Origin of the sequence: Ancylobacter moscoviensis (assembly GCF_007559435.1) — a bacterium.
Taxonomy (GTDB): domain Bacteria; phylum Pseudomonadota; class Alphaproteobacteria; order Rhizobiales; family Xanthobacteraceae; genus Ancylobacter; species Ancylobacter moscoviensis.
The window spans coordinates 834,067-849,666 of record NZ_VMBP01000002.1 but is presented as its reverse complement, the minus strand read 5'-3'; the positions used below and the strand labels follow the sequence as shown (position 1 = coordinate 849,666).

The window sequence follows — 15,600 nt, the reverse complement described above, 5'->3', positions numbered from 1 at the left end:
CACGCCGCAAACTTCCTCGCAGCCGTCAAACTCGCCGCAGCACGCATATGGATGCGATTTATGAGTCGGTGACCTAGAGCATTCCACCGTTTCCGTGAGGCGATGGAATGCTCTAGCCGATCCCGAGCCACCACGCGCCAAGAACCAGTATCGTCTCGGCCGCGAGCACGCCCGCCAACACCGAGCGGCGGATGGCGAGGAAGCCGGCGATCCCGCCGGCCACGGCCCCCACCCGCAGCCAGAGCGGCAGCGCCACCAGCGCGCCGCTCGGCACCAGCACCAGCCGCGCGACGACGGCGGCCAGCAGCGCGGTGGCGACCGCCTTCACCCAGCGCATCCACGCGCTGTCCTCGTCGATCCGCCGGCCGAACAGCACGCCCAGCACGCGCCAGACCTCGTTCGGCAGGAAGCCGATGAAGATCACGATCAGCATGGCGCCGACTTCGCTCAGCGGGGCGCTCATGCCGCCGCCCTCGGCCGGTAGCGGTCGATGAGGAAGGCCAGCGTGCCCCCGCCGACGCCCGCCCAGAACAGGTCGAGCCCACCGGGCGCACCCGCCGCCAGCGGCATGATCGCCGTGCCGAGCCCGATCGCCAGCCAGTCGACCACCTGCTTCGCGTTGCGCACCAGCAGGATGGTGAAGGAGATCGGCGTCAGCAGCAGCAGGGCGACGGCGAGCGGCCCGGGTAGCGCGTTGGTCAGGTAGAAGCCGAAGGCCGTGCCGGCCATGCTCATGCCCACCAGCCCCATGCCGAGGCCGCACGCATAGGCCGGGCGCCCTTCCGCCGGAACTTTCGGCAGCAGGCGAAAGCCCTCCACCCACATGGTCACGGCGACGAAATGGGCGCAGAGCAGCTCGCTCCACAGGCGTGGGCGCGGCCCGCGCATCAAGGGCATCACCGACACCACCATGGGCAGCAGCCGCACGCCGGAGAGGCAGACGGCGAGCGCGAGCGCCGGCAGCGAGGTGCCGGCCGCCAGCCCGCCCACCAGGATCACCTGCGCCGGCAACGCCCAGACCAGCAGCGTCGACAGAAGCCCGGCGCCGATCGGGAAGGCCAGATCGTGCAGCAGGCCGCCGAAGCCGACGAACGTCACCATCAGCACGAAGCCCGGCACGGCGGCGGCGCCCGCCATGCCGCGCAGGAACCAGCGCGAGGGGCGCATCGGGATGGAGGGGGGCGGCTCGGGAATCGAATGCATAATGCCTTCGCTCGATACAGGCCGTTCTTCCGCCCGCCGGCGCGCCGGGTCAAGCCGGCCCTTGGTCGAGCGCCGACGCGAGCACGCCGGGCATCGCAAAAGAAAACCGCCCGCGGGAGAGCCCGCGGGCGGCGATCATCGGTTTCGGCGGAAAGCGCGGGTCAGGCCTTGACCAGCGGCACCTTCGGCACGCGCGAGCTGCCGGGCTTGGAGCGCCCGCTCGCCCCGCCGGCCGCCTTCTTGGCCTTGGGAGCGGCCGCCTTGCGGCGCGGCGCGCGCTTCGCCTTGGCCGGCTCGATCTTCTCCGGCTTCGGCGTGATCGGGCCTTCCGGGAACTCGAAGCCGAGCGAGGTCTCGCCCTCGGCGTCGGTCTTCAGCACCACCCGGACATGCCCGCCATTGCGGAGCTTGCCGAAGAGCACCTCGTCCGCCAGCGGCTTCTTGATGTGCTCCTGGATCACCCGGCCCATCGGCCGCGCGCCCATCTGCTGGTCGTAGCCGCGCTCCACCAGCCAGGCGGTCGCCTCGTCGGAGAGCTCGATGGTCACGTTTCGGTCGGCGAGCTGCGCCTCCAGCTGCAGGACGAACTTCTCCACCACCAGCGCGATGATCTCGTTGCTGAGATGGGCGAAGGTGATGGTCGCGTCGAGGCGGTTGCGGAACTCCGGCGCGAACAGGCGGTTGATCGCTTCCACGTCGTCGCCCTCCCGCTTCGAGCGGGTGAAGCCGAAGGCCGACTTCGACAGGTCGGCCGCGCCCGCATTCGTCGTCATGATGAGGATGACGTTGCGGAAATCGACCTGCTTGCCGTTATGGTCGGTCAGCTTCCCGTGGTCCATCACCTGCAGCAGGATGTTGAACAGGTCGGGATGCGCCTTCTCGATCTCGTCGAGCAGCAGCACGCAGTGCGGATGCTGGTCGACGCCGTCGGTCAGCAGGCCGCCCTGGTCGAAGCCGACATAGCCGGGAGGCGCGCCGATCAGCCGCGAGATGGTGTGCCGCTCCATGTACTCGGACATGTCGAAGCGCAGCAGCTCCACGCCCAGGCTGGAGGCGAGCTGCTTGGCCACCTCGGTCTTGCCGACGCCGGTCGGGCCGGAGAACAGGTAGGAGCCGATCGGCTTCTCCGGTTCGCGCAGGCCCGCGCGGGCGAGCTTGATCGCCGAGGCCAGCGCCTCGATCGCCTTGTCCTGGCCGTAGACGACGCGCTTCAGCGTGGTCTCCAGCGCCGCGAGGATCTCCGTGTCCGACTTGGAGACGGTCTTCGGCGGGATGCGGGCGATGGTGGCGATGGTCGCCTCGATCTCCTTCACGCCGATCGTCTTCTTGCGCCGGCCCTCGGGCAGCAGCATCTGCGCCGCGCCGGACTCGTCGATGATGTCGATCGCCTTGTCGGGCAGCTTGCGGTCATGGATGTAGCGGGCCGAGAGCTCCACCGCCGCCTTGATGGCGTCGTTGGTGTAGCGCAGCCGGTGGTAGTCCTCGAAATAGGGCTTCAGCCCCTTCAGGATCTCGATGGCGTCCGGCACGGTCGGCTCGGGCACGTCGATCTTCTGGAAGCGGCGCACCAGGGCGCGGTCCTTTTCGAAGTACTGGCGGTACTCCTTGTAGGTGGTCGAGCCGATGCAGCGCAGCGTGCCGGAGGCGAGCGCGGGCTTGAGCAGGTTGGAGGCGTCCATCGCGCCGCCGGAGGTCGCCCCGGCGCCGATCACCGTATGGATCTCGTCGATGAACATGATGGCGTCGGGATAGGCCTCGATTTCCTTCACCACCTGCTTGAGGCGTTCCTCGAAGTCGCCGCGGTAGCGGGTGCCGGCCAGCAGCGCGCCCATGTCGAGCGAGAAGACGGTGGCCTTCTTCAGCACGTCCGGCACCTCGCCATTGACGATGCGGCGCGCCAGTCCCTCGGCGATGGCGGTCTTGCCCACGCCGGGATCGCCCACGAAGAGCGGGTTGTTCTTGGAGCGGCGGCACAGCACCTGGATGGTGCGCTGGATCTCGCCGTCACGGCCGATCAGCGGGTCGATCTTGCCCTCGCGCGCCTTCTTGTTGAGGTTCACGCAATAGGCATCGAGTGCATCGGCCTTCTTCTTGGTGTCCTCCCCGGTCTTCGTCTCGGTCTCCTCTTCGGCTCCGCGCACGGGGCGGCTCTCCGACATGCCGGCGCGCTTGGCGATGCCGTGGCTGATGTAGTTCACCGCGTCGTAGCGGGTCATGTCCTGCTCTTGCAGGAAATAGGCCGCGTGGCTCTCGCGCTCGGCGAAGATGGCGACCAGCACGTTGGCACCGGTCACTTCCTCGCGGCCGGAGGACTGGACATGGATGACGGCGCGCTGGATCACGCGCTGGAAGCCGGCCGTCGGCTTGGAATCCTCGCCGCCGTCCTGGACCAGGTTGTCGAGCTCGGTGTCGATGTATTCGACGAGGTTGCGCCGGAGCTTATCGAGGTCGACGTTGCAGGCGCGCATCACCGCCGCCGAGTCCTGATCGTCGACCAGGGACAGCAGCAGGTGCTCGAGGGTCGCGTATTCGTGGTGGCGTTCGTTGGCGAGCGCGAGGGCCCGGTGAAGCGACTGCTCGAGGCTGCGGGAGAAGGTGGGCATCGGGACCTCTTCGTTTAGCCGTCGCGGGGCGTCACTTCTTCTCCATGACGCACTGCAAAGGATGCTGGTGCTTTCGCGCGAAGTCCATCACTTGTGTGACCTTTGTTTCGGCCACCTCGTAGGTATAGACGCCGCACTCCCCCACGCCATGCTGATGCACATGCAGCATGATCTGGGTGGCTTCCTCCCGATCTTTGGTGAAGAAGTGCTCGAGCACGTGCACGACGAACTCCATTGGCGTGTAGTCGTCGTTGAGCAGGAGCACCCGGTAGAGGCTCGGCCGCTTCACCTGCGGCTTCGTGCGTGTGATCACCGCCGTGCCGGGCGCGTTGTCTCCGCGCCGGCGACGCTCGTCGTCGGCCATCATTTCTTCACGCAGCTGGGACATCGCAGAGTCGGACATTCAGGCTTTTTCCCCAACCGGCGAGCCGGTTCTGAAAGCTATAATATGTACGCCCCCCTGCCCGCGCCAGAGGCGCCGTGTGAACCCACTGTCGCAATCCGGTGACATTTTCCGGAGCGGTGCCCGAGGGAACGGTCCCGGCGCGAGTCGGCGCGGCGGTTGCCGGGGGCGCAGAAACGAAGAAGGCCCGGCGTTGCCGCCGAGCCCCCAGAAATCCGAAGCATCGCCGCCCGGAAGCCCGGGCGCTGAATGCTCAGTCGCCGCTCACTTGCCGTTCGGAAGCTTCCCGATCAGGCTCTCGTAGGGCTTGTAGGTCTCCTTGGCGAGATCGGCATAGAGCTCGCCGATCTTGGTCGCCTGGGCGACGAAGCCCTCATAGGCATGCTTGAAATACTCGGACTGGATCTCGACCGCCTTGTCGAGGGTCTTGGCGCCGAACAGCTTCTCGGCGGTCGCGGTGCCCTCCTCGAACGACTTCTTCGAGTAGTCCGCCACCTCGACGGCGATGGCCTGGACGCCCTTCGACACGGAGCCGAAGCTCTTCATGGCGAGGTCCAGATTATCCTTACCCAGCTTCTGAACGTCATCGAAATTCTGCAGCATGTGCCAACTCCAGTGGTATCGCCACGCGAGCCGCGCCCCAAACCGCACGCACCCGCCCGGGAAATCCTCCCCGCCATCATTTGTATGGCGGCACCCCGACCCGCGTCAAGAAAAATTGTGCAGTGCAATATGAACGATCTTCGCACTGCCACGACCGCCCCTTTTTCTCGCCACATCGACCCGGTTCAAGGGCGTTCTTTACGACTTTGTAACCGCGCCCTTCTTAAGGTTTGGGAAGTGATGGTTCGGCAGGGTTCCTTAACCGAAAAGGGCTTTCGCACGGGCAGCAAGCCCGATGCGAAGAGGAATCCGGCGGGATGCGTGGAACGCCGGCGACGGCCGGTGGGATAGAGTAGCGGGACGGACAAATGCGGGTTCCGGGGATTGTCGGCGCGTACATGATGCGGGCTGCCGTTGCGGTCTTGGCGGTGGCTCTCGTGGGAGCAAGCGCGGCGGATGCCGCACCCAAGAAGAAGAAAAAGACGGCGCGCAACAAGGCGGCCATCACGCGAACGGTCGCGTCGGGCTCGGCCGCCAGCAGCGGCGTCTGGCAGCGCGGCTATTCCCATATCGTGGTCGACGCCAATACCGGCCGCGTCCTCGATGCCGAGAACGCCGACGCCCTGCGCCATCCGGCTTCCGTCACCAAGGTGATGACCCTCTATCTCCTGTTCGAGCAGCTCGAAAGCGGCCGGATGCGGCTCAACACCCCGCTCCGCGTCTCCAGCTTCGCGGCCGCCCAGCAGCCCTCCAAGCTCGGCGTGAAGGCCGGCTCGACGATCGTCGTCGAGGACGCCATCCAGGCGCTGATCACCCGTTCGGCCAACGACGTCGCCGTGGTCATCGCCGAGAATATCTCCGGCGACTCCGCCAGCTTCGCCCAGCTCATGACCCGCCGCGCCCGCCAGCTCGGCATGTCGCGCTCCACCTTCCGCAATCCGAATGGCCTTCCCCACCCGCAGCAGGTCACGACCGCCCGCGACCTCGCCACGCTCGGCCGGGCCATTCAGGAGCGCTTCCCGCGCTATTACGCCTATTTCGAGAACCGCAGCTTCATGTATCGCGGCCAGGCCATCCGCAATCACAACCGCCTGCTCGGGCGGGTCGAGGGCGTCGACGGCATCAAGACCGGTTACACCAACGCCTCCGGCTTCAACCTGCTGACCAGCGTGAAGACCAGCGGCCGCTATGTCATCGCGGTCGTGCTCGGCGGCACCAGCGCCGCCTCGCGCGACAACCGCATGGTCTCGCTGATCGGCCAGAACCTCGCCAAGGCCTATTCCGGCCGCCAGATGGTCGCCCGCATGGACTCGGCGCCGCGCGGCACGGTGTCCGACGACGAGGTCGGCGCGCCGGTCGCCCTCGCCGCGGCTCCGGTCCCGGCTCCCGCGCCCCAGCCCGCGCCGGAACCGGCTCCGCAGGTCGCGCAGGCTCCGGTTGCCCCCGCGACCATCCCGGTTCCCTCGGCCAATCCGCGTCTCGCCATGGCCTCCGCCGCCATGGACATGGACAGCATGACCACGGCTTCCGTGCCGACCCCGGCTCCCGCCCCGGCTCGTCCGGCGCAGGCCGCCGCCGGCACGCCTGCCGCCGGTTCCTCCGCCCCCATCGTTCCGGTCGCCGTGAAGACCGTCGCCGTCGCCCGCCCGGCCGCGCCGACCGCCACCTTCAGCAACCAGCCCGGCATTCTCGGCACCCTGTCCTTCGCCAACGGCCAGATGTCCGGCGCCTCGGAGACGCAGGCCGCGCAGGTTCAGGCCGCCCCCGCCCAGCGCGCCATCAAGAAGGTACAGGTCGCCAGCGCCGCCTCGACCGAGATTCCGCGTCAGGAGGCCGAGAGCGCCGAGAAGGCCGCCGCCCCCCGTTCCGGCTGGGCCATCCAGATCGGCGCCTATGGCAGCGAGGCCGACGCCCGCGCCCAGATCGCCAAGGCGCAGCAGAAGGCCGGTGCGGCCCTCTCGAAGGTCGATGCCTATACCGAGCAGGCCGTGAAGGGCTCGACCAAGATCGTGCGCGCCCGCTTCGCCGGCTTCGATGCCGAGGCCGGCGCCCGCAAGGCCTGCCAGGCCCTGAAGCGCAGCGACTTCGGCTGCATGGTCTTCCGTAACTGACGGGGAGCCATCAATGCCCCTGGAGCAGGATATCCTTGGCTTCGTTCACCCGGGCGGCCAGATAGTTCGACCCGCCCTGGTCGGGATGGAGTTTCTTCATAAGGGATCGGTGGGCTCTTCGGATCTCCTCCGTTCCCGCCCCCGGCTGAAGCCCCAGGATCTGGTAGGCCTCCTCTTCCGTCATCGCGCCACGGCGCGCCGGGTCAGTGCGCCGCCCGCCCGCATCGCCCTGCGCGTGTTCACGCCAGCCGGGCGAGCGGCGGTCAAGATAAGCTTCGAGTAGCTGCCGGCTCTCCGTATCGACGTCGAGCGCCAGCCGCGCGAGGGCCGGCACGTCGAGCGCATCGAGCGCAGTGCCGGCGAGCGGCCCGGCGATCACCGTCCCCGTCAGGCGCCCGCTGTCATGATCGAGCAGCATGTCCAGCGCGGCGGTGCGGACCTTCGAGGTCCGGCCCGGACTCGCCTGCCCCTTCGACCACGGCATGGCCTTGCGCACATCCCAGCCGATCAGCGACAGGCCGAAGATGCCGAGCGGCAGCGCCGTCTCGAAATGGCCGCGCATGCCGAGGAAGGCCGCGACCAGCAGCAGCGCGCCGCCCCCTACCCGCCGACCGAGCTGCGCCAGCATCTTGGCATCGGCCCGGCCGAAGACCTTCAGCCCGTAATAGAGAAGCGCGACGATCGCCGCGCCGACGAGAAGGTTGATCATTGCGTATCCTGCATGGCGGCGATCAGCCGGCGCGCGCCGGGGGAGGTTCCGGCCAGCGCCGCGAGCGCCTTGGAGCCGCCGGCCGCATAGCTGGCCGCCGCCCTCAGCAGCGCCTTGAGCTCACCGGCCGCGCCGGCATCGAAGCGGCACCAGGCGCCCTTGGTCAGCCGGGCGATCTCGCGGAAGCCCCGCTCCACCGCCGGATCGGCGCCCTCCTGGAACATGAAGGCCGGCACGCCCCGCAGCGCCAGCGGCCCGGCTTCGGCGCAGAGGTCGTCGAGCGGCTCCTCCAGCGCGTCGCCCACGAAGACCAGCGCGCCGACCGGCCCTTTCGCCGCCTGCGCCGCCGCGTGCCGCAGCACCCGGCCGATCTGCGTGCGCCCGCCCTGGCAGGTGATCCGCGCCATCAGCGCGCCCAGGCGCGCCCCGTCCGCCATCCAGGGCGAGGCCCGGCATTCGCCGATGCCGCGGTAATAGACAAGCTGGATGTCGAGCCCGCCGATCCGGCCGGCCTCCTCGAACATCTCGGCCTGCAGCATGCAGGCGAGGTCCCAGGTCGGCTGGCGGCTCATCGTCGCGTCGAGCGCGAAGATCAGCCGGCCGCGCCGCTCGGCGGTCAGCGGCGCGCGCTGCTCCAGTTCCGCGAGGAAGGAGGCGACGGTGCCGGTCGGGGCGGGCGGTGCCGCGGGAGGACGCTTCTCGGAGGCCATCTGGCGTACCTGATCGGGATTCGTGGAGATACTAGCGGGGGATAAGGCCGGACGCACGGCGCGCTCCCCAAGGGTTGACTCGAAGTTGACCCGAGGTCGACCCGAGGTTGACCCCCTTGGCCGCTCTGCTAGCTTCCGCGCCCCGATCAGGGAGTCTCGTCATGTCCGCTCGCCGCACCATCCGCCCCGTCCATACCGTCGCCGAGTTGCGCGAGCAGGTGAAGAGCTGGCGAGCGGCCGGGGAGCGCATCGCGCTGGTGCCGACCATGGGCGCGCTGCATTCCGGGCATGTGGCGCTGATGGAAGCCGCCCGCGCCCACGCGGAACGGGTCGTCCTCTCGATCTTCGTCAATCCGACCCAGTTCGCGCCGACCGAAGACCTCAGCCGCTATCCGCGCACGCTGGAGGCCGACCTCGACAAGGCGGATGCCGCCGGCGTCCACCTCGCCTTCGTGCCCGATGTCGGCGAGATGTACCCGGAAGGCTTCGCCACCACGATCTCCCTCGCCGGCCCGGCGCTCGGGCTGGAGACGGAGTTCCGCCCCACCCATTTCGCCGGCGTCGCCACCGTCGTCGCCAAGCTGCTCATCCAGGCGGCGCCGGATGTCGCGCTGTTCGGCGAGAAGGATTACCAGCAGCTTCAGGTCATCACCCGCCTCGCGCGCGACATCGATCTCCCGGTGCGCATCGTCGGCGTTCCGACCGTGCGCGAGCCGGACGGCCTCGCCCTCTCCTCCCGCAACGTCTATCTGGGCAAGGAGGACCGCGCCGCCGCTCCCGCGCTGCATCGCGCGCTGAGCGCCGCCGCCGCGCAGATCGCCGGAGGCGGCAATGTGCTCGACGCGGTCGACGACGCGCGGCGCGCCGTCATCGCCGCCGGCTTCCAGCTCGATTATCTCGAAGCGCGCCACGCGGCGTCCCTCGCGCCCGTCCTCAGCCGCGCCGAGGGGCCGATCCGCCTGCTCGTCGCCGCGCGCATCGGCGCCACCCGGCTGATCGACAATCTTGCCGTGCCGGACTGAGCCTCACCGGAGGAGAAAGGCGATCACCACCATGGCCAGGATCGCCAGCGCCAGCCCGATGCCGAGCACATAGCGCATCGGGCGCACTTCTGCCGCCTGCCGCTCCTCGATATCCGCCTTCACCACGACCTCGCCATGCTCCGCGACGCGGTGATCGTCTGAATCCTGGACCATGCGCGCCTCCCTTCGTTCGCTGTGCATGTACACAACGCGGAGAGGCGGGCTCGGGTTCGCGGGATCAGAGAAGACCGAGTGAGCGCAGCTCGCGGCGCAGCTGGTCGGGCAGCGCCGGCTCGTCGCCCGTGGCGGCGAGATCGGGCGGCGCGTCCTTCGCGGCGAGGTAGCGCCAGCCCTGGAAGGGACGGCTCGGGCGCGGCGTCACCCGGTGCACGACGGGCTCCATCACCAGATGGCAGCGGCGTATGCCGTCCCCGTCGACGAAGGGCCGGATGCCGGTCAGCGCCTGCCGGCAGGCGACCTCGCCCTTGATCACCCAGTAGAGCGAGCCGCCGTCGAGCAGTTCTTCCGTGCGCGTCGGCACCATGCGGGTGGTGTGCACCTGCTCCGCCGCCTGCCCGCGCGCTGCCTTCCCCGCCAGATTCTCCGCGATCCACGCTTCGAGGTCCTCGATGGATTCGGCGCCGACGCAGAGCTTGAGCAGGTGTAGAGGCATGGCTCGACCGGATGGCAGGCTGGGCAGGCCCGAAGGCGAAGGGTGCGCCCTCTATACGCGCTTGACGGTCGGCCAGTCGACCTCATCCTCGGGCAGCACGCCGGTTTCCCGCAGCGCCGCTTCCTTCCACGCCACGAAGGCGGGATGGGCGTGGATCGCCTCCACATAGGCCGCCGATACAGGATCGACCTCGATCGCATAGGTGCGGATGCGCGTCGCCACCGGCGCGTACATCGCGTCCGCGCCGCTGAAGGCGCCGTAGAGGAAGTCGCCCCCCGCGCCGAAGCGCTCGCGCGCCTCGTTCCAGCGCCGCATGATGCGCCGCACGTCCTTCAGCGCCGCCTCGGGAAAGGCGCGCGGCTCCACCGGGCGCCAGAGGTTCATCGGCGCCACGCTGCGCAGCGCGCCGAAGCCGTTGTGCATCTCGGTCGCCAGCGAGCGCGCATGCGCCCGCGCCGCCGGATCGGACGGCCACACGCCCTTGTCGGGGAAGCGCTCGGCCAGATGCTCCAATATGGCGATCGACTCCCACACCGTCGCCTCGCCGTCGATCAGCACCGGCACCTTGCCGGCCGGCGAGCGCTCCCAGATGCGTGCCTTGAAGTCGGGCGCGTCCAGCGGCACGAGGATTTCCTCGAACGGGATGCCGAGCGCGCTCAGGGCCAGCCAGGGCCGCAGCGACCAAGACGAGTAGTTCTTGTTCCCGATGATGAGCTTCAGCGCCACGATGCCTCTCCCCGTGCCTCGACCGGCCGCAGGTTCGGCGATCTCGCCGGCTCAGGCAAACGCATGCGGGTGATGGCCGCGATCAATCCCGGTGATCGACAGGCGCGGGGCGTTGGAGTGCGAACGGGTAGCCCGAAAAAGAAAACGGCCCGACCTTGCGGCCGAGCCGTTCTCTGAACCGTGGAGCGGTGTCCGGGAGGTCGTTCGGGGGAACGGTCCCCCGGAACCCTCTCCGGACCGGGCCTCAGCCGGCGACCGCCTTGGTCGCCACCTGAGCGGCCTGGAAACCGCCGAAGAGATAGACCATGGCCACGCCCGCCAGAAAGGCGGCAACGGCCCAACGGGCAACTCCCCAACAGGAGCGCTCGGGTATGGAATTCATGATATTCCTCGGAACGAGATGTTCTCCTCGTCGCCCGTCTCCGCGACTCGCGGCCGGCGACAAGCTGTAACGATACTTAATGAAATGTTACCGAGTTCGCAATCGCGAAAACGCCATAATCCACCTCGTCCGCCGCAAGCCAGCCCCGCGACGCCCGCATGACGCAGCGTCGGCAACGATTCCCGCCGCCTATTGAAAGCCGCCCGCCGCGCCCTCACCATAGCGGCGGCGATTCGCGACGGATTCGCGCCGCAAAGCGGACGCGGAACGTGAGAAAATTCACGTAAGCACATGCTCGGCTTCACTTATCTCGATGGCGCGGCTTTCGCCGTCTTCACCGTCGCATGGATCGCCTACCATTATCTGATGGAAGGCGGCTGGGCCGAGGCGCGCACGCTGAACCGCCGGATGGACGTGTTCCGCCTCGAATGGACGCACCGGATGCTGGCGCGCGAGAACCGCATCGTCGACGCCCAGATCGTTGCCGCACTGCAAAACGGCACGGCCTTCTTCGCCTCGACCTCGCTGCTCGCCATCGGCGCCTCGCTGGCCATCCTGCAATCCACCGACGCGGTGATGGCGATCTTCCTCGATTTGCCCTTCGTCACGCCGAACCGGTCGAGCTGGGAACTGAAGACGCTCGGCCTGACGCTGATCTTCGCCAACGCCTTCTTCAAGTTCGCCTGGGCCTACCGGCTGTTCAACTATACGACCATCCTGCTCGGCTCGACGCCGCCACCCTCCGAGGCGACGACGCCCGCCGCGCAGGCGCACATCGTCAAGCTCGCCCGCATGGCCACCCTCGCCGGCCGGCATTTCAACCGCGGCCAGCGCTCCTTCTTCTTCGCCATCGCCTATCTCGGCTGGTACATCAACGGCTGGGCGCTGATGATGGCGACGGTCGCCATCTTCCTCGTCATGGTCAACCGGCAGTTCGGGCCGGATTCGCACTGGGTCCTCGACAATGAACGATAGATCGGCCGCCGCCGCCCGGCTTCCCTCCGAGGATGCGGTCGAGGCCGCCATCCTCGCCGTGGCCGGCCGCCCCGACGCGCTGCGCACCATCACGCCCGAGGAGGTCGCCCGCAGCCTCGCCCAGGGCCCGGACTGGCAGAGCCTGCTGCCGCTGGTCCGCCGCTGCGCCATCCGGCTCGCCGAGGCGGAACGCCTCGTCATCTATCGCAAGGGCAAGCCGGTCGATCCGGCCGATTTCCGCGGCGTCTACCGGCTCGGCCTGCCGCCGCAGGGCTAGTTCGGCCCGGGAAACGGGCTGGAAATGCGCCCGGTCAGGTAATAGGCCGCGAGCCCGATCCATTCGCGCGTGGCGAGGTCGAAGAAGCCGAGCCCTTCCGCCACCGAGCCGAACGGCCGGAAGAAGCCGGGATCGCCGGTGGTGCGGAAGTCCACGGGATAGGCCACCACCGGAAAGCCGACCGCGCGGAAATTGCCCATGGCGCGCGGCATGTGGAAGGCGGAGGTGACGAGCAGCCACCGCTCGCCGGGCTTGGGCTCGATCAGCTCCCGCGCGAGGCGGGCATTCTCCGCCGTGTTGCGCGACAGCCGCTCGAATTCGACCCGCCCCTCCTCCAGCCCGATCTGCGGCAGCGCCATGCGCACGACCTCCGCCTCCTGCATGGGCTGCTCGCTCAGGCTGCTGCTGCCGCCGGCGAAGACGACCCGCGCCTGAGGGTAGCGCCGCGCCAGCTCGCCCATGGCGAGGATGCGCTCGGCCGATTCCTGGAAGGACGCCGTGCCGCGCGCGGCGGTGATCACCGGCAGTTCCGCCCCGCCCAGCACGATGATGCCGTCCACCCGCTCGCCATCCCCGGCATAGACGGGGAAACGGTTCTCCAGCGGCACCATCAGCATGCGCCCGAACGGGCCGAGCCCGGCGAGCAGGAGCCCGATCACGCCGATGGCGGTCAGCGCGCCGCCGAGCCGTCGGAACCACGGCCGCAGCAGCAGCCCGGCCACCGCCAGCAGCGTCAGGAAGGTGGACGGCACCGCGACCGCCCAGAGGATCTTGGAAAGGATGAAGAACATGCGGGTCCGTCAGATCGTCACGCGCGAGCGCTTTGGCGGGGGCGAGGGAAAGGTCGCCCGTTCGAGGTAGCGGTCGATGCTGGCGAGCGGCACCGGGCCGGCGAGCAGGTAGCCCTGCACATGGTGGCAGCCGACCGATTGCAGGTAGCGCAGCTGTTCGCGCGTCTCCACGCCCTCGGCGGTGACGGTGATCGCCAGCGCCCGCGCGAGGCGCACCACGCAGTCGATGATCGCCGCCGCATCGTCGCTCTGGCCGATGTTCTGCGTGAAGCTGCGGTCGATCTTGATGGTGTCGACGCGGAAGCGGCGGATGTAGCCGAGCGAGGAATAGCCGCTGCCGAAATCGTCCAGCGCGATGCGGATGCCCATCCGGCGCAGCGCCGCCAGCGAGGCGAAGGCTTCCGGCTGGTTGCCGAACAGCAGGTTCTCGGTGATCTCGATCTCCAGCCGCTCGGCCGGGAAGCCCGTCTCGTCGAGGATCCGCTTCACCTGCATGTCGAGGTCGCCGGAGCGGAAATCGACCGGCGAGAGGTTCACCGCCAGCTTCAGTTCGCCCCAGTCGCGCGCCTGCGCGCAAGCATTGCGCAGCACCCACATGTCGAGCTCGGTGATGAGCCCGGTCTGCTCGGCGATGGAGATGAACTCGCCCGGCGCGATCACCCCGCGCGAGGGCTGCACCCAGCGCACCAGCGCCTCGAAGCCGATCACCACCTCGCCATCCACGGCGAACTGCGGCTGGTAGTAGATGGTCAGCTCGCCCTCGGCGAGCGCGCGCTGCAGGTCGAGCTCGACGTCGCGGCGGCGCATCACCTCGCGCTCCATGCGCGGCGCGAATATCTGCACATTGGCCCGCCCCTCGGCCTTCGCGCGGTAGACGGCGATATCGGCGAGGCGGATCAGCTCGATGGCATCGACGCCGTGGTCCGGCGCCACGGTACAGCCGATCGAGCCGCTGACCGTCAAAGTTTGGCCGGCGATCTCCGCCGGCTGCCGCACGACCTCCAGAACCACGGCGCCGGCCGCCGCGATATCCTCGTCGCTCTTCACCGGCACGAGGATGACGAACTCGTCGCCGCCGAAGCGCGAGGCCAGCGCGTCCTTGAGCGGCAGCCGCGCCAGGCGGTTGCCGATCTCCGTCAGCAGCAGGTCGCCCACATGGTGGCCGAGCGTGTCGTTGATGTCCTTGAACCCGTCGAGGTCGAGGAAGAGGACCGCCAGCCGGTTGCCGGGATCGACCTGTCGCAGCCGCTCGCCGAGGGCCCGCATCAGCATGGTCCGGTTGGCGAGGCCGCACAGCGGGTCGGTATAGGCGAGGCGCGAGGCGAGCTTCTCGCTCTCCGCCAGCTCCTGCGTCGCCCGGCGGGCGTACCACAGCACGATCGCCGCCACGGCGAGCAGCAGCAGCGCCGTGCCGATCAGCGCCGGCAGCAGCGTGGAAAGCAGCGCCCGGCCCGGATTCTCGGGCTTCCAGCTCAGCCAGGCCGGCTTGGTCTGCGGGTCGTGAAAGGGAACCCGCACCCCCTGCCGGTCGGGCGGCGGCGGCTCGTCCGATATGCTGGGCGAGGCCATGTGCAGCTCGCCCACGAGATCGCCGAGGAAGCTGGCATCGAGGAACAGCACCGTCACCGCCACCGGCGGCACCCGCGTCGGCGACACCACGCGCCCGAAATCCGGGGTGATGCTGATCGCGCCGATCAGCGCCGGCCGCCCCTCGACCCTGAGATAGCCGGCCCGGAACACCGGAGGATTGTCGCGCCCGCGCGACTCGCCCGCCAGCGGCGCCGTCGCTTTCAGCGCCTGCGTCTGGTCGAGGAACGCCGCCTTCACGCCCTCCACCAGCGGCATGATCGCCGCCGTGTCGAACGGCGCGCCCGCCACGTCGACCGCCGTGCCGTCGATGGACGCATAGGCCGGTCCGGTTTCGAGGACGATGTAGGAACGGTCGTGGCGCTGGGTGTGGTAGAGCCACTTGCCGAAATTCTCGTGCACCCAGTCGACGTCGAGAAAATAGGCGGTGCGCAGCACCGACTCGTCCCAGTGGGCGAAGCTCGACAGGTCGCGTTCCAGAAACGCCGCCCGCCGCTGCAGGGCATCGAGCACCAGGCTGTTCCAGCGCTCGCGGGAGGTGGCGTCGATCCGCTCCGCCGCCACCAGCGAGAAGGCCCCCATCACGATGACGGCGGCAAGGATCACCAGCGCGACGGCGAGGATCATGCCGTCGCCGGCGCGCAGACGACGACGCGGCGCCACGGCAACGGGCATTGCCTGAGGCGCCGGTTCATCCCTCGACGGAAGGGTCAGACGACCCCTTTCGGGCGTCTCCATCCGCTCCTCCGACTGACCGCCGTCAAACAAGACGTTCTTCTTGCTGTTGTTCCACGCGGGAAGTCATTCAATGCATACAATGCCGAC

Annotated in this window: 17 protein-coding genes; 4 read left to right on the top strand and 13 right to left on the bottom strand. The window is 68.8% G+C overall.

Annotated features, from left to right (window positions below; genetic code table 11):
- Positions 1–112: 112 nt before the first annotated feature.
- From FO470_RS10115 to FO470_RS10095, 5 genes are all read right to left on the bottom strand, one after another.
- Positions 113–463 carry an AzlD domain-containing protein gene (locus FO470_RS10115; protein ID WP_144342785.1) on the bottom strand — a complete coding sequence of 117 codons (351 nt, stop codon included), beginning with the start codon at positions 461–463 and terminating at the stop codon, positions 113–115.
- A complete protein-coding gene (locus FO470_RS10110; protein WP_246659541.1) occupies positions 460–1,203 on the bottom strand; it encodes an AzlC family ABC transporter permease in 744 nt (247 codons plus the stop codon). The genes FO470_RS10115 and FO470_RS10110 overlap by 4 nt, the downstream gene beginning before the upstream one ends.
- A 161-nt stretch (positions 1,204–1,364) precedes the next feature.
- On the bottom strand, positions 1,365–3,806 hold the full coding sequence (gene clpA, locus FO470_RS10105) for an ATP-dependent Clp protease ATP-binding subunit ClpA (RefSeq protein ID WP_144342784.1): 2,442 nt from the start codon (positions 3,804–3,806) through the stop codon (positions 1,365–1,367).
- A 31-nt stretch (positions 3,807–3,837) separates the two neighbouring features.
- Positions 3,838–4,209, bottom strand: coding sequence for an ATP-dependent Clp protease adapter ClpS (gene clpS / locus FO470_RS10100; protein WP_144342783.1), 372 nt, complete (start codon positions 4,207–4,209; stop codon positions 3,838–3,840).
- Between the two features lie 264 nt (positions 4,210–4,473).
- Positions 4,474–4,812, bottom strand: coding sequence for a phasin family protein (locus FO470_RS10095; protein ID WP_144342782.1), 339 nt, complete (start codon positions 4,810–4,812; stop codon positions 4,474–4,476).
- Positions 4,813–5,249: 437 nt separating this feature from the next.
- Between FO470_RS10095 and FO470_RS10090 the strand changes: the two genes are divergently transcribed.
- Positions 5,250–6,923, top strand: coding sequence for a D-alanyl-D-alanine carboxypeptidase (locus FO470_RS10090; RefSeq protein WP_244616740.1), 1,674 nt, complete (start codon positions 5,250–5,252; stop codon positions 6,921–6,923).
- A gap of 10 nt (positions 6,924–6,933) precedes the next feature.
- On the opposite strand, the gene FO470_RS10085 is transcribed toward FO470_RS10090, so the two are convergent.
- Entirely contained in the window at positions 6,934–7,632 is a 699-nt protein-coding gene (locus FO470_RS10085) for a DnaJ domain-containing protein (RefSeq protein WP_144342781.1), read from the bottom strand.
- Positions 7,629–8,342, bottom strand: coding sequence for a VWA domain-containing protein (locus tag FO470_RS10080; RefSeq protein WP_144342780.1), 714 nt, complete (start codon positions 8,340–8,342; stop codon positions 7,629–7,631). The genes FO470_RS10085 and FO470_RS10080 overlap by 4 nt, the downstream gene beginning before the upstream one ends.
- Before the next feature lie 161 nt (positions 8,343–8,503).
- Here FO470_RS10080 and panC point away from each other — a divergent pair, with 161 nt between their 5' ends.
- Positions 8,504–9,364: a pantoate--beta-alanine ligase gene (gene panC / locus FO470_RS10075; RefSeq protein ID WP_144342779.1), complete on the top strand. Its 861-nt coding sequence runs from the start codon at positions 8,504–8,506 to the stop codon at positions 9,362–9,364.
- 3 nt (positions 9,365–9,367) lie between these two features.
- On the opposite strand, the gene FO470_RS19525 is transcribed toward panC, so the two are convergent.
- The 4 genes from FO470_RS19525 to FO470_RS19520 all read right to left on the bottom strand — a co-directional run bounded on the left by FO470_RS19525 (position 9,368) and on the right by FO470_RS19520 (position 11,145).
- Positions 9,368–9,538, bottom strand: a complete 171-nt coding sequence (locus FO470_RS19525; RefSeq protein WP_186291897.1) for a hypothetical protein — start codon at positions 9,536–9,538, stop codon at positions 9,368–9,370.
- A 64-nt stretch (positions 9,539–9,602) separates the two neighbouring features.
- A complete protein-coding gene (locus FO470_RS10070) occupies positions 9,603–10,037 on the bottom strand; it encodes a DUF1489 family protein (RefSeq protein WP_144342778.1) in 435 nt (144 codons plus the stop codon).
- 51 nt (positions 10,038–10,088) lie between these two features.
- Positions 10,089–10,763, bottom strand: coding sequence for a glutathione S-transferase family protein (locus FO470_RS10065; RefSeq protein WP_144342777.1), 675 nt, complete (start codon positions 10,761–10,763; stop codon positions 10,089–10,091).
- 244 nt (positions 10,764–11,007) lie between these two features.
- Entirely contained in the window at positions 11,008–11,145 is a 138-nt protein-coding gene (locus FO470_RS19520) for a hypothetical protein (RefSeq protein ID WP_186291896.1), read from the bottom strand.
- A gap of 291 nt (positions 11,146–11,436) precedes the next feature.
- Here FO470_RS19520 and FO470_RS10060 point away from each other — a divergent pair, with 291 nt between their 5' ends.
- Both FO470_RS10060 and FO470_RS10055 read left to right on the top strand, forming a co-directional pair.
- Positions 11,437–12,120: a DUF599 domain-containing protein gene (locus tag FO470_RS10060; protein ID WP_144342776.1), complete on the top strand. Its 684-nt coding sequence runs from the start codon at positions 11,437–11,439 to the stop codon at positions 12,118–12,120.
- A complete protein-coding gene (locus FO470_RS10055) occupies positions 12,110–12,397 on the top strand; it encodes a DUF3253 domain-containing protein (protein ID WP_144342775.1) in 288 nt (95 codons plus the stop codon). The genes FO470_RS10060 and FO470_RS10055 overlap by 11 nt, the downstream gene beginning before the upstream one ends.
- On the opposite strand, the gene FO470_RS10050 is transcribed toward FO470_RS10055, so the two are convergent.
- Together FO470_RS10050 and FO470_RS10045 are read right to left on the bottom strand one after the other, a co-directional pair.
- Positions 12,394–13,188 (bottom strand): YdcF family protein, encoded by a 795-nt coding sequence (locus FO470_RS10050; RefSeq protein WP_144342774.1) that lies wholly within the window; start codon positions 13,186–13,188, stop codon positions 12,394–12,396. The two genes, FO470_RS10055 and FO470_RS10050, sit on opposite strands and share 4 nt — an antisense overlap.
- A gap of 9 nt (positions 13,189–13,197) precedes the next feature.
- Positions 13,198–15,450, bottom strand: coding sequence for a putative bifunctional diguanylate cyclase/phosphodiesterase (locus tag FO470_RS10045; RefSeq protein WP_186291895.1), 2,253 nt, complete (start codon positions 15,448–15,450; stop codon positions 13,198–13,200).
- Between the last annotated feature and the right edge of the window lie 150 nt (positions 15,451–15,600).